This window comes from Halalkalibacter lacteus, from assembly GCF_036663595.1.
Lineage (GTDB): Bacteria > Bacillota > Bacilli > Bacillales > Bacillaceae_D > Halalkalibacter > Halalkalibacter lacteus.
In genome coordinates, this window is record NZ_JAWRVL010000008.1 from 84,556 (window position 1) to 104,813 (window position 20,258).

Below are 20,258 nucleotides of genomic sequence, written 5' to 3' on the forward strand. Positions count from 1 at the left end.
AATATTACAATAATTTGTAAGTGTATATGTTCCTCGATCTCCATATGTCATAAATAAAAACTGTATATAAAATGGCAAATGAGTATCATAAAAAAATATTTCTACATGTTGATCTGATACAAGGTTTAAAAAGCGATGAGTATGCAACAGAATATCTATCTCAAGAAATTAAGCCATTTGGATTAATCTCAACTAAAGTAAATGTTATCCAAAAAGTAAGGAAAAAGGAGTATTCGCTATTCAACGTATATTTGTCCTTGATTCAAATGCGTTAAGAAGAAGTATTACCTTAATTAAGAAAACAGATCCAGATGCAATTGAAGTTCTGCCGGGTCTCATTCCGAAAGTGCTTACAGAAATACGATCTAAAACGGGGAAAGAAGTATTTGCTGGTGGGTTAATCGAAACAGTCGAAGAAGTAGAACGAGCTATTGATGCCGGAGCCTCAGCTATTACGACGTCAGAGAAAAAGATTTGGGATTATTTTTGTAAGCGATAAAAAAGCCCAAATGTACTATTTATAAAGGAGAATTTCATGGAAACCTATATTTTATCCTTAGACCAAGGAACAACAAGTTCACGTGCCATTCTTTTTAATCAAAAAGGAGAAATCGTTCATTCTGCACAAAAGGAGTTCAGACAATTTTTTCCGCATCTTGGTTGGGTGGAGCATGATGCAAATGAAATTTGGGGATCGATCCTTGCTGTAATAGCATCTTGTTTATCAGAATCAGGTGTTCATGCGAACAAAGTTGTTGGAATTGGGATTACCAATCAAAGAGAAACGACGGTTGTTTGGGATAAAACGACGGGATTGCCGGTTTATCATGCAATTGTTTGGCAGTCGCGTCAAACAGCTTTGATTTGTGATGAATTAAAGGAGCGAGGTTTGGAGGAAATATTTCGTCAGAAAACTGGTCTTTTGATTGATCCATATTTCTCTGGTACGAAGGTTAAGTGGATTTTAGAAAATGTAGATGGTGCACGTCAAAAAGCGGAAAAAGGCGAGTTGCTTTTTGGCACGATTGATTCATGGTTAATATGGAAGTTATCGAATGGAAAAGCACATGTAACAGATTATTCGAATGCTTCAAGAACCCTTTTCTTTAACATATTTGAATGCAAGTGGGATGAAGAGCTTCTTGATGTTTTAACGATTCCTAAATCGATGCTACCAGAAGTATGTTCATCTTCTGAGGTGTATACGCATACAGACAAAATCCACTTTTTTGGTCATGAAGTCCCCATTGCAGGTGTTGCAGGTGATCAGCAAGCGGCTTTATTTGGTCAAGCTTGCTTTGAAGAAGGAATGGCGAAGAATACGTACGGAACTGGTTGCTTTATGTTAATGAATACTGGAGAAAAAGCCGTTCGATCCGAACATGGATTGTTAACGACCATTGCGTGGAAAATTGATGGGAAAGTACAGTATGCATTAGAAGGAAGTATTTTTGTTGCAGGCTCAGCTATTCAATGGCTTCGGGATGGTCTTCGCATGATAAAAGAGGCAAAAGAGAGTGAACGTTATGCTCAAAAAATTGAGTCAACGGATGGTGTATACATCGTTCCGGCCTTTGTCGGACTCGGAACTCCTTATTGGGATACTGACGTTCGTGGAGCCGCATTTGGATTAACTCGTAGTACGACAAAGGAACATTTTATTCGTGCAACCTTGGAATCGCTTGCCTATCAATCTAAAGATGTTCTTGATGCAATGGAATTAGACTCAGGTATCTCTCTTAAAACGTTGCGAGTCGACGGAGGCGCAGTGGCGAATAATTTCTTAATGCAGTTTCAAAGTGACATGTTAAATGTCCCTGTAGAACGACCAAAAGTTATTGAAACAACGGCACTTGGAGCAGCTTATTTGGCAGGGTTAGCTGTTGGGTTTTGGAGTAATCAAGCAGAGATCACGAAACACTGGAAAATGAATCATAAGTTTACACCGTTTATGGAACAGGAAACAAGCGAGTCACTTTATAGTGGATGGAAAAAAGCAGTTCAAGCAGCGATGCTGTTTAAATAATGCACAAGCAGACTTCTAGGAAATATGTTACAATAGTAGCAAGTTAATATGACGGTTGGAGACTAGGAGAGACCACACTACACTTTTGGAGAAAAATTTGCCGAAGTGTTAGTTGTGGTCTTTTTGTTTTTCTACAGGAGGGGTTTAAATGAAAAGATTATTCTCGAGTTTTAATAGAAAGAGTGTTATCGATCAAATGGGAAGAGAAACGTTTGATGTGTTGGTAATTGGTGGAGGTATAACCGGTGCAGGAATAGCAATGGATGCAGCGAATCGTGGGATGAGTGTTGCATTAGTAGAAATGCAAGATTTTTCTAGTGGGACGTCTAGTCGATCGACGAAATTGATTCATGGTGGCTTACGTTATTTAAAGCAATTCGAAGTGGGGCTAGTAGCAGAAGTAGGTAAAGAACGTGCGATCGTTTATGAGAATGGACCTCATGTGACAAAGCCTGAATGGATGCTCTTACCGATTTATAGAGGAGGTACATTTGGTAGATTCAGTACATCACTTGGGCTAAGAGTTTATGACTATATAGCTGGTGTGAAAAAAACGGAACGACGACAAATGCTCTCAGCCAAAGAGACATTGGAAAAAGAACCACTTATAAAAAAAGAAGGATTAAAAGGCGGAGGATATTATGTAGAATATCGAACCGATGATGCTCGTTTAACAATAGAGGTGGTAAAGGAAGCTGTCCATCAAGGTGCTATAGCTACAAATTACACAAAAGTAGAAACGTTGCTTTATGAGAATGAAAGACTAATAGGTGCAGAAGTGAAAGATATTCTTACGGGGAAAGTATTTAAAGTTTATGCTAACAAAATCATTAATGCAACTGGTCCATGGGTTGATCAATTACGAGAACTGGATCGATCGAAAATGGGAAAATATTTGAAGTTATCAAAAGGAGTACACCTTGTAATTAGTCAAGAAAGATTTCCATTAAAGCAGGCTGTTTATTTTGATACGCCTGATGGTCGAATGATGTTTGCTATCCCTCGTGATGGAAAAACGTATGTTGGGACTACGGACACTTTTTATGAAGGGGACGTACAAAATCCAACGATAACAGAAAGCGATCGTATCTATATTCTTCAAGCAATTCATTATATGTTTCCCAATTTGAAATTAAAAGATAGCGATGTTGAATCAAGTTGGGCTGGACTAAGACCACTCATATATGAGGAGGGGAAGAATGGGAAGAATCCTTCTGAAATCTCGCGGAAAGATGAGATTTGGCAATCAAAATCAGGATTAGTAACAATTGCAGGTGGGAAATTAACAGGTTACCGTAAGATGGCTGAATCTGTAGTTGACCTGTTAATAAAGGAGAGTTCAAAAAAGGTTACAACTTGCAAGACAAAGTCAATCCCTATATCAGGGGGAGATGTTGGCGGGGCAAAAGAGTTTTCATCGTTTGTGCAAAAAAAGACGAACGAGGCTGTGAAATTTGGGCTGACAACGGAACAAGGTACCAAGCTAAGTCGCTTGTATGGTTCAAACATTGATCAGGTTTATGCGATTGCGATAGATGCAAAAAATGAATATTTGTTTAACTTGCCTTTAGATATCTATTGTTCACTCGTATATGGGATTAAGTGTGAGATGGTGATGACACCTGCAGATTATTTTATTAGGCGAACTGGAGCACTCTTTTTTGATATTGATTGGGTCAACAGTTGGAAAGAAGAAATCATAGCATGTATGGCACATTTTCTTAAATGGTCGATAACAGAAAGAGAATCATATAAAATTCAACTTGACCAGTATATAAAAGAGGCAGTTCGGCCAAGAAAATAGGGTATTTAAAATTCCATCTTCAAACGTAAGGGTCTGCCACCCTAGAGTACATTATATGGGATCTTACTAAGAGATCAACATTCCATACATTGCACGCAGCTTAGTCGGTTTTTGCCCTTTTTGGCTGCCGACATAAAAAAGCGCCTTTATTGGGCGCTAATATTCGTTCACTTATCTATACCAGCTTGCACCGATGATAATGAGCAGTATGATTAACACGACAATCAGTGCAAAGCCAAAGCCAGTGCCGTGACGAGGTGCTGGAGGACAGCAGTAGCCACCATACCATGGTCCGTAGTAAACCATAACTACACCACCTTTCAAGGGGTTACTACACCATATGCACGTATCCTGCTTCTGTCATAGGCAATAGTGGAATTTACTAGAAGTTTTCATAATTATTTTTGTTTTTAAACTGTTCTTAAAAATAGTAAACTAGTATGATATTATCTAAGCTCAAGTTTTTCTCATAAACTCACTTATTGTGCAGTGGTTTAGAGAGTGAAATTTTAGTGAAATTCAGTAAAAGATGAGGATTACATACATGCTGATAAACGATTTAATCGTGTATATTATGGTTGTGTTTTTTTTTTAGGGGCAGTCGATAAGTGTATAGGTAACAGAATGGGACTAGGACAAAGTTTCACAAATGCTTTTATGGCAATGGGCTCATTAACATTAGCAATGGTTGGAATTGTCTCATTAGCACCTGTAATTGCTAGTATATTGACGCCAATTTTAGCACCGGTTTATGGCCTAGTTCGTGCAGACCCCGCTGCGTTTGCTAATACAATTTTGGCTATTGATATGGGGGGATATTCGCTTGCAAAAGAAATGGCACTGAGTGAAGATGCCGAAGTGTTTTCATGGGTGTTTCTAGGTACGATGATGGGACCGACATTAGTTTTCACGGTTCCGGTTGCTCTTGGAATCATAGAAAAAGAAGATCATCCTTATTTTGTGAAAGGGATTCTCCTAGGAATCATTACGGTGCCCATCGGTTGTCTAGCTGGGGGGTTACTTGCAAATCTGACGTTATTATGGTTATTAGAAACCTGATTCCTACAATAATTTTGTCGTTACTAATTGCTATAGGGTTATGGAAAATTACAGATAAAATGATTAAAGGGTTTCAATATTTCGGAAAGCAATTGAAATTGTGGCAACTTTCGGACTAGCTGCAATAATCGTTGAGACATTAACAGGATTTGTGCTTATTCCGCAAATGACTCCTCTAGAAGAAGGAATGAAAATTGTAGGCATGATTGTTATTGTCTTAGCAGGTGCCTTTCCATTTGTGGCATTTATGACAAATGTATTTACTAAAAGGTTGAAAAAGCTAGGCTCTATTTTGCAAATTGATGAAAAAGCAACCGCTGGTCTTATTGCTTCACTAGCTCACGTTATTCCTATGTTTTCAATGATGAAGGAAATGAAACAAAGAGGGAAAGTGTTAAATGTCGCTTTCTCGGTTAGTGGGGCCTTTGTATTAGGGGGACATTTAGGGTTTGTTGCTGGTGTCGAAAAAGAGATGGTCTTTGCAATGGTAGTTGGAAAACTTGTTGCTGGTTTTTCTGCCTTAGCTTTAGCTCATGTTGTCATGAGGAATACATAACTCTTTTGTGGTTTGTTGGCGCTGATAATGTATGATACCCTATTTTATAATGACTAAAGAATAGGTGAGAATTTATGACAGACAAAAGCTTTGTAAAACAGCAAATTTTAGAAGCATTTCAATTCAGGCACGCGACGAAGGAATTTGATTCTAGCAGAGAAATATCAGATGAGGATTTTTATTTTATCCTAGAAACAGGAAGGTTATCACCAAGTTCAATTGGTCTTGAACCTTGGAAATTTGTCGTTATTCAAAACCAAGAGTTTAAAGAGAAACTGCGAGCGATTGCTTGGGGTGCAGAGAGACAATTGCGAACTTCGAGTCATTTTGTGATCATCCTTGCTAGGAAGAGTGTAGATGTAAGGTATGATTCAGATTATATTACGAATCATTTAAAAACGGTAAAAAAAGCACCAGATGAGATTGTGAAAGACCTTCCTAGAAGATATCAAAATTTCCAAGAAAAGTTTGGTGTATTGGAAAATGAGAGAACGATTTTTGATTGGTCTTGTAAACAAACCTATATCGCATTAGCGAATATGATGACTGCAGCCGCACAAATTGGCATCGATTCATGTCCAATGGAAGGGTTTGAATACAAACGAGTGCACGATTTACTCGAAAAAGAAGGGCTATTAGAAGAAGGACATTTTGATGTTTCTGTAATGGTTGCTTTTGGTTATCGAAAAGACGAACCACGAGAAAAAACAAGAAAAGAGCTAAATGATATCGTAACATGGATAAAATAGAGGGTGTGTCAAAAGGTGGCTTTATACCTTTTGGCACACCCTCCATTCGTCATCAAAAATAAATAGTTCATCGATCGTTGTATGTAACGCTGTGGCAATATCGTGAGCGAGTTGTTGTCTCTTTTCCTATTTACTTGTTTACTAATTCTTTTAATTGTGCCAGTACGTTTGAAAATGCTTGTTCATTGCTAACTTCACGAAACAATTTGAAAGGATCCATTTGGTTTTCTGTCCTTTTTAATACAGCTGGAAGGGTAAAGGCAAATGGTGTCAATGATTCTTCTACTTCATCCCAATTTAATGGTGTTGCAATAAGACCTTTTTCGCTTCCGCGTGGAGAGTACGGAGCAATTATCGTCTTTCCAGCGTCATGCTGAATGTAGTCTAAATACAATTTGTTATTGCGATTCTTTTTTAATCGCTCAGTTGTAAATAAATCAGGATCTTGTTCAACTAAAAATTGACAAATGAATTGAGTGAAAATGCGTGTTTCTGTATAAGAAAAACGATTCTTTGGTAAAGGAATATACACTTGTAGTCCTTTCCCTCCGGATGTCTTTACAAATGCTGTGAGTTTAAATTGATCAAAGATCGATTTCATTTTTTTAGCTGCCGTAATCGCTAATTGGAATTCAGTAACTGATGGAGGATCTAAGTCAAAGACAATTTCGGATGGTTTCTTTGATTGCTGAGTTTGAAAGGGGATATGGAACTCGAGAGCGAGCTGATTTCCTAACCACAGAAGCGTTTCAATCTCGTTGCAAATGATATATTCAATATCCTCTTCCTTTTCAGTTAGAACAAAATCTGGTGCGTAGTCAGGACAGTGTTTTTGATAAAAACTTTCCCCTGATGACCCGTGTGGATACCGGATGACGGTTAATAGGCGCTCACGTAAAAAAGGAAGTAGGAAAGGAGCAATTTTTTGTAAATAAAGCAAATACTCATCTTTGTTTATATTAATAATGGGCCAAATAGGTTTGTCAGCATTCGTAATTTGAATGTTTTCGGGAAGTGGATTTAGTTGTCTTTGCATGTGCTGCCAAGAACAGTCCGTTGTTTCTCTTTCAAAATTGAATGAATGAAACATAGGTTCTCGTAAGCTTTTACCATCAAAATCGATACAGGCAATATCAACGCAAATGGAAGGGGGAAGTTCCCATTCATTTACTGAAATTTTCTTTCCGTTATTTTGAAAAAATGAAAATAATGTTCGTTCTTCTTCTTCGTTTAGTCCATGGCGAAACACAACAATTTCAATGAGGGAATTGTTAGAAAATATAGAACCATGGAAATAGCCATTATTTTTATCGAATTTGGTTAATATGACTGTAACGTAACGCCAATTTTTAATTTTTAGCCAGTTAGGTGTTCGTTTCGCACTTTCCCAAGTGCTTGAGCTTTTTTTAGCAACTATACCTTCTCCATTATAAACAACAATTTGGTCCCAAAGTTCCTGTCCGTTTTGATAGGTCTCAATTAATTGAAGTCGTTGTGTATTCTCGTAATTAACGGATAGGGGGAGGTTACTCTTCTTAAAAAGGGTTTGTACTGCCTTTTTCCTTTTTGTAAGTGTTACATTCATTTGATTCGTTTTAGCCAATGTAAGAACATCAAATGCAACAAAGTGGCAAGGGAATTGTTCGGCATGGGTAGCGATCACGTCTCGTTTCCTCATACGGCCTCGTAGTTGAACCGTTCGAAACTGACTTTTATAGTTGTTTGTTAAGTAGACTAATTCTCCGTCTAATTTTAGTGGCAAAAAAGTCTTAATATAAGGATAAATTTCTTCACAAAAGTGTATAATTTCAGGAAATTGAAGATTTAGATTCTTTCCGTTTCTACTCATCAACTGTGGAACGGATTCCTCCCAATGTAAGAGACAACGGAATCCATCATATTTGACTTCATATAGCCAACCTCTATTATTCGGCATATCTGTTGCAGGTGACAAAAGCATTGGCTTCACAGTTTTTCCCTACTTTCTTACTTGTTTAGTGTTTAGATTTAACATATTTAAAGTGATCATACATAAACAAGATCAATTAATTGCACATTAAGATAAAAAGTAGGTGGAATAAACGATGCATACAGTTTGGAAAGGAAGTATCAGCTTTGGCCTTGTTAATATTCCCATTAAGCTTCATACTGCAACGGAAAACAAAGATATTAAATTACGGCAAATACACAAAGAGTGTCACACTCCAATAAGCTATCAAAAGGTTTGTCCTGGTTGTGAAAAAGAAGTGACCAATGAAGACATTGTAAAAGCATACGAATATGCAAAAAATAAATTTGTAGTCTTAGATGATGAAGATCTTGAAAAATTAAAAAAAGAAAATGAAGATAAAGCGGTTGAAATTATTGATTTTGTGAAATTAGAAGAAATTGATCCAATTTATTTTGAAAAAAGCTATTTTATTGCTCCAGATAGTGGTGGTGGGAAGGCATACTCTCTTTTACGCAAAGCTCTAGTGGAATCAAGGAAAATTGGAGTGGCAAAAATCATTATTCGTTCGAAGGAACAATTGGCTGTTGTTCGTGTGTATGAGGATACACTTTTAATGGAAACCATTCATTTTCCTGATGAAGTTCGAAATGTTCAAGATGTTCCAAACGTACCTTCCGAGCAGTTAGTCGTGCAAAAGGAACTTGACACAGCATTAATGCTCGTGGATCAGTTAACAACAACGTTTGACCCCGAAAAGTACACAGATGAGTACCGAACGGCTTTAATGGAGCTAATTGAGGAAAAGAAAACGGGGAAACAGACAGTAACAGCGACAGAAAAAGAACCAGCTGCTGCTTCTAATGTGACGGATTTAATGTCAGCTCTACAAGCATCACTTGATAAAACAAAAACGAAAAAGACGGGAACACGAAAGAAAAAAGCAGCGACTACGAAAAAAAACATATCTGAAAAAGCGACAACAGCTCGCAAAAATGCTTAATCTGCGTGCAATGGCTCATATGATGCTTTGAGGTTGTTCAAAAAGAGAAAACGATCCTTTTTGAACAACCTTCTTTTTTTAGTAAATATTGGATTATTTATAGTAGTACAACTATGGTTTATATAGTAAACTATTAAGTGATAATTATTATAATATAAAATAAAGAAAAGGTTGAAACTATGAAAATAAAAACAAAGCTTATTATTGGTTTAGGGTCCATTATCGCCATTATCCTTATTTTAAGTACAACGGTCTTTTATACACTTACGGCACAAAATAGCTATATGCGTGATATCGTATCAGAAAATTATGAACGAGTGATGTTAGTAGAAGAATTGAAGAATGAAACGAATACGATAGATCGGGAAGTTCGAGAACTTCTATTAAGCACTTCAGACTCACATGTTAATGAAAAAATAGCAATCATAGGTCAATCGGAAGCCAATATAGCTGCAATATTTGATACATTACAAAGAACTGAACCTTTTGATGAAGAAAAAAGATTGTTAATATCATCGCTCAATTATTTACACGAAGCGTATGATGATATGATTCAAAATGTTAGCTCACTTGTCATAACTGGGAATGAAGTGGACGCAAGATCGTATCTTTTAGAAGAGAATCAAGATTTAAGAAGAGATATCATTCATGAAATTGATGTATTTGCTGCATTTGAGGAAGAAGCGATGACGACGGCACTTTCTGAATCAGAAGAAGCCTATCAAAATACTGTTTTATTTCTAGTCGTTTTCATAGGAATTGCGTTAATAGTGATCACCTTAATTACTTATTCAATTGTAAAAGGTATTTCAAAACGCATTAATAGTGTGAGTAGAGTTATGACAAATGTATCTACTCATTCAACTAGACATTTGCCACGGATAGATGTGAAAACGAAAGATGAGATTGGCGACATTGCCAGTGCGTACAATGTCATGGCAGATTCTCTTGAGACAATTTCTAAACAAGAAAAGCAATTCGCGGATGCATTAAAAGATGAAAATTGGATTAAATCACGCTATGCAGAATTAGCAATGAAGTTTCAAGGTATAAAAGAGATGAATGAATTTGGGAAAATTATTATGACCAATATCTCTCAATTTGTAAAAGCAACTTATGGGGCTATTTACATAAAGGAGGAAGGGGGAACTTTATCAAAAATAGCAGGTTATGCGCGTGAAGAGAAAGATATAGTAGTTAAACAAGTTCAAATTGGTCAAGGATTGGTAGGTCAGTGCGCAGAAGATAACAAAATGATGCATGTGAATCATCTGCCGAAAGGATATATTTCAACTAGCTCTGGATTAGGAGAGGCTACACCAACTTCATTAATATTAGTTCCAATTGATTTTGAAGGGGAAGTATTAGGTGTCATAGAATTAGCAAAGTTTGAACCCTTTACTTATTCAGAAATCCGAATTCTTGAGCAACTTAGTAGAGCATCAGGAACTAGTATTGAGCGAATTTTAGATCATATGAAGATAGAAGAACTCTTAGTGGAATCTCAATCACAATCTGAAGAATTGCAAACACAGTCAGAGGAACTTCAGCAACAGCAAGAAGAGTTACGTCTGATTAATGAACAGTTACATGAACAATACAAACAATCAGATGAAAAGGCGAAAGAGCTTGAATTGATAAAAAAGGATCTAGAAGAAAAAAATAGAAATATTAAATTAGGTTCAAGTTACAAATCGCAGTTTCTTGCAAATATGTCACATGAGCTACGAACACCATTGAATAGTTTACTGATCTTGTCTCAAATGCTAGCGGAAAATACAGAGGGAAATTTAACGCCAAAACAAATTGACCATGCAGCAACAATCTATTCATCAGGAAGTGACTTACTTGATTTAATTAATGATATTTTAGATTTATCTAAAATTGAGTCAGGTAAAATCGATGTGTATGCTGAAGAAGTGTTAATTACTGATGTGAAGGCATTTATTGAAAGACAATTTGCACCAGTTTCCAATCTAAAAGGAGTAGATTTTAAATTAAAGGTTGATCCAGGTACACCAAGTATACTCTTTACAGATGATCAACGATTAAAACAAATTTTAAAGAATCTTCTATCTAATGCATTCAAATTCACTGATAAAGGTTGTGTAGAGCTCCATATAAAACAAGGGAAAGAAAAAGAGGGCTTCAAAGTAATATTTTCCGTCATTGATACGGGAATTGGAATATCGAAAGAGAAGCAGCGAAGTATATTTGAAGCGTTCTATCAAGAAGATGGAACAACATCAAGAAAATATGGTGGTACTGGGTTAGGGTTATCTATTAGTAGAGATCTCTCCGAGTTATTAGGTGGAAACATTGAAATGGAAAGTGTGGAAGGAAATGGGAGTACCTTTACTCTATCTTTGCCAGATTATGATGGAATAGCAGATATTCATCAAACTGCTATTCAAGAAATTGCAGCAACAGTCGAGGATGAAGCAATAGTAGCGGAAAAAGAGATGTTGGATGGTAATCCTAAGGAAATTACTGTTGAGCAAATGGGTATTCAGAAAGAAATGATCCATGAGCAATTACAAAATAAAATGGTATTAATTGTTGATGATGACATGCGAAACGTTTTTGCTTTAACAACGGCATTAGAGGCACAGAACATGAAAGTTGTATTTGCTGAGAATGGAAAAGAAGCGCTCAACGTTTTAGCAAGTCATTCGTCTATTGATATTTTATTAATGGATATAATGATGCCAGAGATGAATGGATATGAAGCGATGAAAGCTATTCGAAAGAACGCAAAATGGGCTGAATTACCGATCCTAGCTTTAACGGCAAAAGCGATGAAAAGCGATAAAGAAAAATGTCTTAATGCAGGAGCTTCTGATTATATAAGTAAGCCTGTTAATATGGGGCAACTGCTTTCGTTAATAAAAGTTTGGCTACATAAGTAGATTTAAAGAGTTGGTGAACTATGAACGACTTGATCGAATACAAATCTCAAATAGAAAAGAAAACTCAAATAGAAAAGAAAAATGAAATTGAGAAAATTGAAGTAGAATTATTGCTTGAAGGCATCTACCAGTTATATGGATATGATTTTAGAAATTACGCGTATTCATCGATCAAGAGAAGAATATGGTATCGTGCCCAGATTGAGAATGTAAAGTCAATCTCAGAGTTTCAAGCAAGAGTGTTTAATCAACCAACAGTTATGAAGGAATTGTTACGTAATTTTTCGATTAATGTGACAGAAATGTTTCGTGACCCTAGTTTCTTTCAAGCCTTTCGTATAGAGATCGTTCCGATATTACGAGAACTCCCCTTTATAAAGATCTGGCATGCTGGTTGTTCGTCTGGTGAAGAAGTGTATTCAATGGCAATTGTATTACATGAAGAAGGAATTTATGATAAAACAAAGATTTACGCTACAGATATGGATGAAGAGATCATTGAAAAGGCAAAAGAAGGCAAAGTGCTACTCGAACACATGCAACGCTATACAAAAAATTACCAGCAAGCAGGGGGACAGAAGGAATTTTCAGATTACTATGCGGTGAATAATGATCAAGTTGAATTTCATCCGTTTCTAAAGAAAAACCTTATCTTTGCCCATCATAACTTAGTGACGGATCACTCATTTAATGAGTTTCAAATGATCGTGTGTAGAAATGTTCTCATTTATTTTAATAAGAATCTTACAAACAGAGTATATGATTTATTTTTTGATAGTTTAAGTGAAAGAGGCTTTTTAGGGATAGGAAGCAAAGAGTCAATCCAGGTATATCAGTTATCAAACAATTTCGAAGAATTCAATTTGAAGGAAAAAATATATATTAAAGGGAAAAAATCGAGAAATTGAAGATAAAGGGGTAGTTTATGATTAATCGGGATAAGGTTGATATATTAATGGTTGATGATCGACCAGAAAACCTGATGGCCTTAGAGGCGGTATTAGACTCTAATGATTATCATTTAGTGGCTGCGGCCTCAGGAGAAGAAGCATTAAAGTATGTACTTCAGTATGAATTTGCTGTTATCTTATTGGATGTGCAAATGCCAGGCTTGAACGGATTTGAGACTGCAGACATTATAAAAAAAAGAAAAAATTCAAGTCATATTCCCATTATTTTTATTACCGCATTAAGTAAGGCCAATGAACATGTTTCCACAGGGTATTTAACAGGTGCGATTGATTACATTTTTAAACCATTTAATCCGATCATTTTAAAAAGTAAAGTGGAAGCATTTATTCAGCTTCACAGAAAACAAAACGAAATAAAAGAGAAAAATAATTTGCTTGAGAAGCAATCACTAGAGCTTCAAGAAAGCTATAACAACTTGGAAAACATTATCGATGAAAAAACAAGGGAACTTGTGCAGGCTAACAAGGAACTTCAAGTATCCCAAGAAAGATTTCGTAAGATTTTTCAGCTTAGCCCCAATTTAATGGCGATTCGCTCCCTACTCGATAAACGCTATGTAGCTGTTAATGAAAGTTGGATCCAGTTTACAGGATATCAATTTAAAGAGTTGGAAGATCAATCAAAAGATGTTTTGGAAATTACATCTACTTCAAATGGCATACTATCAGATAAAAACGTGCCTAATGACGTCAGTGATGCATATTATAATGAAGAAATTACATATAAGACTAAAAAAGGTGAGCTACGTGAGGGTTTGCTGTCAACTGAAACGGCTACTATTAATGGAGAGTCTTGTATCATTAGTACGATAACGGATGTAACTGATCTAGTGAAATTGGAGAAAGAGGTGTCTCGTTTAGATCGCTTAAATTTAGTTGGAGAAATGGCTGCTGGAATTGCACATGAGATCAGGAATCCAATGACAACAGTTCTTGGCTTTTTGCAACTAGCTAAAAGCGAGCAGCATGTGCCACAACCAGAAGAATACATTAACTTAATGATTGATGAATTGCATCGAGCTAATGGGATTATTACAGAGTTTCTGACGTTAGCAAAAGATAAAGCAAATAACCGTAGGGAAGAAGACCTCAACTCAATTATTAAGACATTGCATCCTTTACTAAGAGCAGAAGCACTTATGAATAATAAAGTAATTCAATTACAACTAAGTGAATGTCCAATGTTACTCCTAGATGAAAAAGAAATAAGACAGCTAATCTTAAACATAGGGTTAAATGGGTTAGAAGCAATGAACCCTGATGGCACGCTAGAAATCAAAACGTATACGGTAGACGAAACAGTGATATTAGAAATTAATGATAATGGTCCAGGAATTGAAAAAGAAATTTTGGGGAATATAGGGACTCCTTTCTTCACAACAAAAGATCAGGGAACAGGTTTAGGTTTAGCAATTTGTTATAGTATTGCAGCACGTCACTCGGCAAATATTGAAATCAAAACAGGGGAAGCTGGGACTTCATTTATCGTCTGCTTTCCATTGAATCTAGAATTGACGCAAAGTACAAATTCATTTTCAAATTTGTAGGTTTTAAAAGAAGAGTAAAAGGGGATTAGTATGTAAAAGTACCATGTAGGAGGTATATCCATATGAATGGAAACTCGAAATATCCAATTTACCGCGCTCTATAGAAAAGAACTTAACAAGAAAAACGGATGAAGATGAAAGGTCCTTTATTAAATGGATGGTAAAATAATCTAAACGAATAGAAAATCAACGAGCATTATTTAAGGAAAATACATAAATAGAAACATATAACAGATAATAACGGAGAAATAAAGGAGGGTTAAAATGGCAAAACAAAAGGACAAAAATTCATATCCATCATCAGAAGCTGTTGCTGAAAATTCGTATCAGCCATCAGATTATCAAAGCTCAGAGGAAGTTGAACAAGGTTTGGCTACTACGCATGAACAAGTTAGTGATGCGTATGTGGAAGGAACCGTTGATGATGCAATTCAAGAAAATCGTGAAAAAGACAATGAACTTCCTGATGCGGGGTTTGAAAGCTAATAGCTGTAATAATTTCTATGATCTGTGCCCTACTTATGAGAAATCCACTCATAGTAGGGCTTTTATGTAATGTGAAAAGTAGTTTCTAGCATTGGAGGCTGTTTCGGCCATTTAATTAGGTCAATGCCTGAGCGGTGTTTGTAATGAAGCAGAGAATAGGTGATTCATGGTCCAACTCTGAAAAATACAAGCTAAAAGACCTAAAGTACGAATGAGACTGTTTTTCTGGACTCTAAAACAGTATTCGTGCGAAAGATAATTAGAATAATATCTAAAAAATGACTCAACATAAGTGAGAGTCAATAATGAAGGAGTGGTTTAATTGAAAAAATGGTTACTATGTTTGGTGTTTGTTGTGGCAGTAGCAGGTACTTCTGCAATCCCTATGATTACAGCCATTGAAATGTACCACCTCTGACATAGCATTTACCACTACAGTCCTTCTGGTGATAAAAGATGTATTTTGCAAGATATAAAACCATAGTTTTGAGAATCAAAAATCTTATAAAAAATTGATTGAATTTAATAAGATCAGTCTTCTGCAAACGGTCCAGATTAATTCTTGTATTACGTAGTAGACGTATACTACGCAACAAGGATTTTGATTTTTAGACGACTTTGTGAAATCATATGAATTCTTAGACAATCTTTTTCTTTTAAGTTATGACTTTATAGATGTTGAAGGTTAATCGTATATTACAGCTTTTCCTTGTTCACGTAACTTTTTTAAAGATGTAAGCATATGATTTATTTCTTCATCGGAATGTCTTTCCCATGAACTTAATTCAGCTATTATTTTCAAAGGCGATATAGACCTATAAGAACGTGTTGGGTTTCCAGGAAATTTTTTGTCAGTTAAGTTCGGATCATTTTCAAAATCACCTAATGGTTCTACAATGTAAATTCTTTCTTTTGATTTAGATGTTGCTAATTCAGCACCCCATTTAGCCGCATCTAATGTTGCTGTGAAATATATATAGTTAGATTTTTTGTCTTGGTAATTTGATAAGTGTTGCGGTTCTAAAAGATCTCCAATTTTTAGTTCTGCTTTAGTACCATGAAAGAAAGGACCATTATCTAAGACATCTTTTTTGTCATTCATACTTATACACCTCTTATATTTTTAGATTTGTATATAACAGTATAGGACAGGAACTTTAGAAAGTGTAGTCTATAAATAATTTATAATGAGTAGTATAATGTAAGTAGAGAGAATGATTTCGAACGAAAATTACCTATTATTTACGTTTAATTAGCAATCAAAGTTTATGGTTGCTGGGCGTTTTATGGACTGACATATGGTTTTGTATTTAAAAAGTGATATTTAAACAATCGGGCTCTATAATTGAAGAACGTTATTAAATTTTTCTTTTAATCGTTACTTGATTTATGGAAAATATAGGAGATAATTAAATAAGAAAGAGTAAGTAAAAGAGCCACCTTTAATCAGGTGGCTTTCGAATTATATACTAATATTAAGTGATAGGGCGATAGTATTAAAAGCAAGATAAAAAACAGCTTTATTTAATGCGCAGTACAACGATACTATTCAATAGAATCGGGCGCGATTGCGGAAGACCATAAGTCTAATTCCTCGGTAAACATAAGGGGGATTAGGCTTTTTTACTTTAAAATCCTTGACGTATTCCTATTGGTAAACACGTTGACAGCAAGTGGTAAATTTCGTGGCAACTGCTGGTAAAAAACTTGGCAGAGATGGTACATTCTTGTGGCTGTAATCATCCCTACAATTATTCAAGCTGAGGAAGTGTCTGATCAAATTGAATCAAAAGTAGAGCTTACTGAAGAACAAAAAGTAGGAATAGCAAAATTACATAAGGATGTATTGGAAAAAAAGAAAGAAGTTATTAACAAATATGTAGAATATGGGGTCTATACAGAAGAAAAAGGCAAAAAAATTGCGTCTATGTTTGATAAGCACTATATCAAGTTAGAACAAAATGGGTTTATACCTAAATGGGATGGAAAAAGCAAGCATCATCATTAATTGAATGATCTTTAAGTAACTTTGTCATGGACTGTTAAAAGACTGAATCGCTTTTGAATTTAGTCTTTCATAATGATTACTTTATTTGAATAATTTCCGGATGGTTTTTCCAGTATCACGACCAGCTACGCGCCGACCGATTCGCTTTCCAACTCTTCCTTTTCTGACTGCATCAATATCGTTCCATACCCTAAGAAATTTATAAATCGTTGACTTTAAACCTACGGCTCTCATCATCCTTCTTTTGTTGTTTGCTTTTCAAAAAATGGCTCTAGTTGAAGCAAAGAAAATAACCACCTATATGTAAACTTGCGAAGTTGCATTCATGATACTGTCCATTTCGTCCTTCTTATGATAAAATACGACATGAATAAGGTGGGATAAAAAATGGAATTAGATAGTTGGAGATGGGATGCATTTTTACGTTCTTTAAACAGATTAGAATTGGTTGATATCGGAATTGCGATTGCTATATTTTCGATCTTTTTGTTATTTCGTAAAATATTTACAAAATATATTTTTAAAATTATCTTAACAACACTTCGTAAGACGCCGACAGTTTTATTTTCAAACATATTATTATCTTTTGAGAAACCTTTACGGACATTTTGGATAGTTTTAGGGACATACTTAGCTCTAGTCTATTTGCCTTTTAATTTTACAACAATTGCGTTTGTCGAGCATATTTATAGGTCCATTATAATCATCTTAGTTGGGTGGGGGCTATATAATTACACATCGGAATATTCGACGGCTATTTTTCGCCTCGCGCGCAATGTTGATTTAGATGAACACAGTATGGTCGTGCCTTTTTTATCAAAAATATTGCGTTTTGCTGTAGTTGCTCTTGTTATTGTTGTGATTGCAAGTGAGTGGGGTTATGAAATTAGTGGTTTTATTGCAGGGCTTGGCCTCGGTGGTTTAGCATTTGCTTTAGCTGCTCAAGATACGATTGGAAACTTTTTTGGTGGTGTTATCATTATTACAGAGAAACCTTTTTCAAAAGGGGATTGGATTCAAACTCCTTCGGTAGAAGGAACGGTCGTAGATATTAGTTTCAGAAGTACACAAATACGTACATTTGCCGATTCTATCGTAACGATTCCCAATTCAACACTAGCGAACGAACCAATTACTAACTGGTCCGAAATGGGGAAACGCCGTATTTCGTTTTCGATTGGTGTTACGTATTCTACCTCCAAAGAAAAGCTTGAAACGTGTTCAAGAAGAATGGAGTCGCTTCTGCGATCGCATGATGAAATTGATCAAGACCTTATTATGGTTCGCTTTAATGAGTTTAACAGTTCGAGCCTTGATATTTATTTATACTTTTTTACAAAAACAATCGCATGGGTTGAATGGTTTAGAATTAAAGAAGAGATCAATTTCGAAATTATGAAAATTTTAGAAGAGGAAAGTGTCTCGATTGCTTTTCCAAGTAGAAGTATTTACGTAGAAAATGAGAATGTAGCATCTAATATAGAAGCCGAAATGTTTAAAAAAAGTTCAAGCGAAAAGTGAGCTTTTTTTCTTTGTCTATATGTAACTAGAATTAATAAAATAGCGCTCATTGTTGCAAACTAAGAAGATAGAACAGAGAGCTTAATCCGATTTGTTTTTTGATATGAGAGGAAGGATAATCGTGAAAAATTTGACTATCACTTACAAAATTTCTGTTGTCAGTGCTCTTATTTTTGTCTCGTGGGGAACGTTCTTTCCTGATCACTTAGATAGCGTAATGACCAATTTACAAACGTTTTTCTTAAATGCTTTTGGATGGTTCTATAATTTAGCAGCCTCCTTCTTTTTGGTATTTGCGTTATTTTTAATCTTTAGTAAGTATGGGAAAATTAAGCTTGGAAAAGACACTGATCAACCGGAGTTTAGTCGTCCAACATGGTTTGCCATGCTCTTTAGTGCTGGTATGGGAATCGGTCTTTTATTTTACGGTGTATCAGAACCTGTTTCACATTATGCTGCACCGCCGGTTGGCGAAGGCGGGACACGAGATGCTGCCTTAATTGCACTACGCTATACGTATTTACATTGGGGATTTCATGCTTGGGCGATCTATGCTGTCGTTGCATTGGCCCTTGCGTATTTTAAGTTTAGAAAAGATGCACCTGGATTAATGAGCGCCACGCTTTCGCCTGTACTTGGTGATCGCGTTAAAGGCCCTATTGGTTACACAATTGACATTATTGCTGTTTTTGCAACTTTATTTGGAGTTTGTGCATCTCTGGGACTTGGATCTCAACAAATCAATGCAGGTTTAAGCTACTTAATTGGAATTCCAGTTAACTTTGGTATTCAGCTAACAATTATCGCCATAATCACTGTTCTTTTTATTTTGTCAGCGAGTACAGGAATCAAGCGAGGTATTAAATATTTAAGTAATGCAAATATGATACTTGCTACAATTTTATTGATATCAATGGTAATACTTGGACAAACATTGTTTATATTAAACTTATTTACTCACACGTTCGGAGAATATATCCAGAACCTTCCGTAGATGGGGATGCGAATATTTCCATTAGATGCAGATCGAGCAGCCTGGACGCAAGGATGGACAATTTTTTATTGGGCTTGGTGGATTTCGTGGTCTCCTTTTGTTGGAATGTTTATTGCTCGTGTTTCAAAAGGACGAACTGTTCGGGAATTCACGGTTGCTGTTCTCGTTGTTCCAACTCTTGTTTGTGCATTTTGGTTTGCTGTATTCGGAGGTACGGGAATTTATTTAGATCTTTTGCAAGGGGTGGATGTCGCTGGTCAAAGTTTAGAGACGGGTTTGTTTTATGTTTTTAACCATTTGCCGCTTGGAGGGCTATTGTCTGTTGTAACGGTCTTTCTTATTACTACGTTTTTTATTACCTCTGCTGATTCAGCAACGTTTGTTCTAGGTATGCAAACAACGGAAGGCGATATGGACCCATCGAATTTCATTAAAATAACATGGGGATTAATTTTATCGGCATCTGCTATTGTCTTAATGGCTTCTGGTGGATTGAATGCTCTTCAAACAGCGATCATTGTTAGTGCATTCCCATTAACCATTATATTACTAGTGATGAGTGTCGGGATTGTAAAGGTCTTTAAGACAGAGGTAAAAGGATATAAAAAGCCTAAAAAAACCGTATAGAATTTCTGAAAATAGTTTATTTAGTTGTAGTCCATATTGTCGTAAAAAAT

13 protein-coding genes and 3 pseudogenes are annotated in these 20,258 nt (G+C 35.8%); 13 read left to right on the forward strand and 3 right to left on the reverse strand.

From position 1 onward, the window contains the following. Window positions 1-71 precede the first annotated feature (71 nt). From SAZ04_RS07975 to SAZ04_RS07985, 3 genes and pseudogenes are all read left to right on the forward strand, one after another. Window positions 72-499 (forward strand): annotated as a pseudogene (locus tag SAZ04_RS07975) (glycerol-3-phosphate responsive antiterminator). A gap of 36 nt (window positions 500-535) precedes the next feature. Next, complete coding sequence (gene glpK / locus SAZ04_RS07980; protein ID WP_332693706.1) at window positions 536-2,026, forward strand: glycerol kinase GlpK; 1,491 nt, start codon at window positions 536-538, stop codon at window positions 2,024-2,026. 148 nt (window positions 2,027-2,174) lie between these two features. Then, window positions 2,175-3,830 carry a glycerol-3-phosphate dehydrogenase/oxidase gene (locus SAZ04_RS07985; RefSeq protein ID WP_332693709.1) on the forward strand — a complete coding sequence of 552 codons (1,656 nt, stop codon included), beginning with the start codon at window positions 2,175-2,177 and terminating at the stop codon, window positions 3,828-3,830. A gap of 171 nt (window positions 3,831-4,001) precedes the next feature. Here SAZ04_RS07985 and SAZ04_RS07990 read toward each other — a convergent pair whose 3' ends face one another. Next, window positions 4,002-4,136 (reverse strand): YjcZ family sporulation protein, encoded by a 135-nt coding sequence (locus SAZ04_RS07990; RefSeq protein ID WP_332693712.1) that lies wholly within the window; start codon window positions 4,134-4,136, stop codon window positions 4,002-4,004. 318 nt (window positions 4,137-4,454) lie between these two features. On the opposite strand from SAZ04_RS07990, the pseudogene eutH reads away from it, so the two are divergent. Further along, a pseudogene (gene eutH / locus SAZ04_RS07995) lies at window positions 4,455-5,445 on the forward strand (ethanolamine utilization protein EutH). Between the two features lie 74 nt (window positions 5,446-5,519). After that, window positions 5,520-6,194 carry an NAD(P)H-dependent oxidoreductase gene (locus tag SAZ04_RS08000; RefSeq protein ID WP_332693715.1) on the forward strand — a complete coding sequence of 225 codons (675 nt, stop codon included), beginning with the start codon at window positions 5,520-5,522 and terminating at the stop codon, window positions 6,192-6,194. A gap of 130 nt (window positions 6,195-6,324) precedes the next feature. Here the strand turns inward: SAZ04_RS08000 and SAZ04_RS08005 are convergent, their stop codons facing one another. Beyond that, window positions 6,325-8,163, reverse strand: a complete 1,839-nt coding sequence (locus tag SAZ04_RS08005; protein WP_431308976.1) for a DNA ligase D — start codon at window positions 8,161-8,163, stop codon at window positions 6,325-6,327. Between the two features lie 115 nt (window positions 8,164-8,278). On the opposite strand from SAZ04_RS08005, the gene ku reads away from it, so the two are divergent. The 5 genes from ku (at window position 8,279) to SAZ04_RS08030 (ending at window position 15,058) form a co-directional block, all read left to right on the forward strand. Beyond that, window positions 8,279-9,145, forward strand: coding sequence for a non-homologous end joining protein Ku (gene ku, locus SAZ04_RS08010; protein ID WP_332693718.1), 867 nt, complete (start codon window positions 8,279-8,281; stop codon window positions 9,143-9,145). 179 nt (window positions 9,146-9,324) lie between these two features. Beyond that, the gene (locus tag SAZ04_RS08015) at window positions 9,325-12,054 is read left to right on the forward strand and encodes an ATP-binding protein (RefSeq protein WP_332693721.1); all 2,730 of its coding nucleotides are present in this window, start codon (window positions 9,325-9,327) and stop codon (window positions 12,052-12,054) included. Window positions 12,055-12,074: 20 nt separating this feature from the next. Next, window positions 12,075-12,962: a CheR family methyltransferase gene (locus SAZ04_RS08020; RefSeq protein WP_332693724.1), complete on the forward strand. Its 888-nt coding sequence runs from the start codon at window positions 12,075-12,077 to the stop codon at window positions 12,960-12,962. Between the two features lie 17 nt (window positions 12,963-12,979). Then, a complete protein-coding gene (locus SAZ04_RS08025) occupies window positions 12,980-14,572 on the forward strand; it encodes an ATP-binding response regulator (protein ID WP_332693727.1) in 1,593 nt (530 codons plus the stop codon). Window positions 14,573-14,836: 264 nt separating this feature from the next. Beyond that, window positions 14,837-15,058, forward strand: a complete 222-nt coding sequence (locus tag SAZ04_RS08030) for a YozQ family protein (protein WP_332693730.1) — start codon at window positions 14,837-14,839, stop codon at window positions 15,056-15,058. Window positions 15,059-15,743: 685 nt separating this feature from the next. On the opposite strand, the gene arr is transcribed toward SAZ04_RS08030, so the two are convergent. Continuing rightward, on the reverse strand, window positions 15,744-16,160 hold the full coding sequence (arr, locus tag SAZ04_RS08035; protein ID WP_332693733.1) for an NAD(+)--rifampin ADP-ribosyltransferase: 417 nt from the start codon (window positions 16,158-16,160) through the stop codon (window positions 15,744-15,746). A gap of 627 nt (window positions 16,161-16,787) precedes the next feature. On the opposite strand from arr, the gene SAZ04_RS08040 reads away from it, so the two are divergent. From SAZ04_RS08040 to SAZ04_RS08050, 3 genes and pseudogenes are all read left to right on the forward strand, one after another. After that, complete coding sequence (locus SAZ04_RS08040) at window positions 16,788-17,066, forward strand: DUF2680 domain-containing protein (protein WP_332693736.1); 279 nt, start codon at window positions 16,788-16,790, stop codon at window positions 17,064-17,066. 387 nt (window positions 17,067-17,453) lie between these two features. Beyond that, window positions 17,454-18,587, forward strand: a complete 1,134-nt coding sequence (locus tag SAZ04_RS08045) for a mechanosensitive ion channel family protein (RefSeq protein WP_332693739.1) — start codon at window positions 17,454-17,456, stop codon at window positions 18,585-18,587. A 121-nt stretch (window positions 18,588-18,708) separates the two neighbouring features. Then, window positions 18,709-20,208: pseudogene (locus tag SAZ04_RS08050) on the forward strand (glycine betaine uptake BCCT transporter). Window positions 20,209-20,258: the final 50 nt, after the last annotated feature.

Coding starts and splice junctions, on each gene's coding strand:
- SAZ04_RS08020 (WP_332693724.1), top strand. CDS start 12,075: ATGAACGACTTGATCGAATACAAATCTCAAATAGAAAAGAAAACTCAA.
- SAZ04_RS08015 (WP_332693721.1), top strand. CDS start 9,325: ATGAAAATAAAAACAAAGCTTATTATTGGTTTAGGGTCCATTATCGCC.
- glpK (WP_332693706.1), top strand. CDS start 536: ATGGAAACCTATATTTTATCCTTAGACCAAGGAACAACAAGTTCACGT.
- SAZ04_RS07990 (WP_332693712.1), bottom strand. CDS start 4,136: ATGGTTTACTACGGACCATGGTATGGTGGCTACTGCTGTCCTCCAGCA.
- arr (WP_332693733.1), bottom strand. CDS start 16,160: ATGAATGACAAAAAAGATGTCTTAGATAATGGTCCTTTCTTTCATGGT.
- SAZ04_RS08000 (WP_332693715.1), top strand. CDS start 5,520: ATGACAGACAAAAGCTTTGTAAAACAGCAAATTTTAGAAGCATTTCAA.
- SAZ04_RS08030 (WP_332693730.1), top strand. CDS start 14,837: ATGGCAAAACAAAAGGACAAAAATTCATATCCATCATCAGAAGCTGTT.
- SAZ04_RS08045 (WP_332693739.1), top strand. CDS start 17,454: ATGGAATTAGATAGTTGGAGATGGGATGCATTTTTACGTTCTTTAAAC.
- SAZ04_RS08025 (WP_332693727.1), top strand. CDS start 12,980: ATGATTAATCGGGATAAGGTTGATATATTAATGGTTGATGATCGACCA.
- SAZ04_RS07985 (WP_332693709.1), top strand. CDS start 2,175: ATGAAAAGATTATTCTCGAGTTTTAATAGAAAGAGTGTTATCGATCAA.
- ku (WP_332693718.1), top strand. CDS start 8,279: ATGCATACAGTTTGGAAAGGAAGTATCAGCTTTGGCCTTGTTAATATT.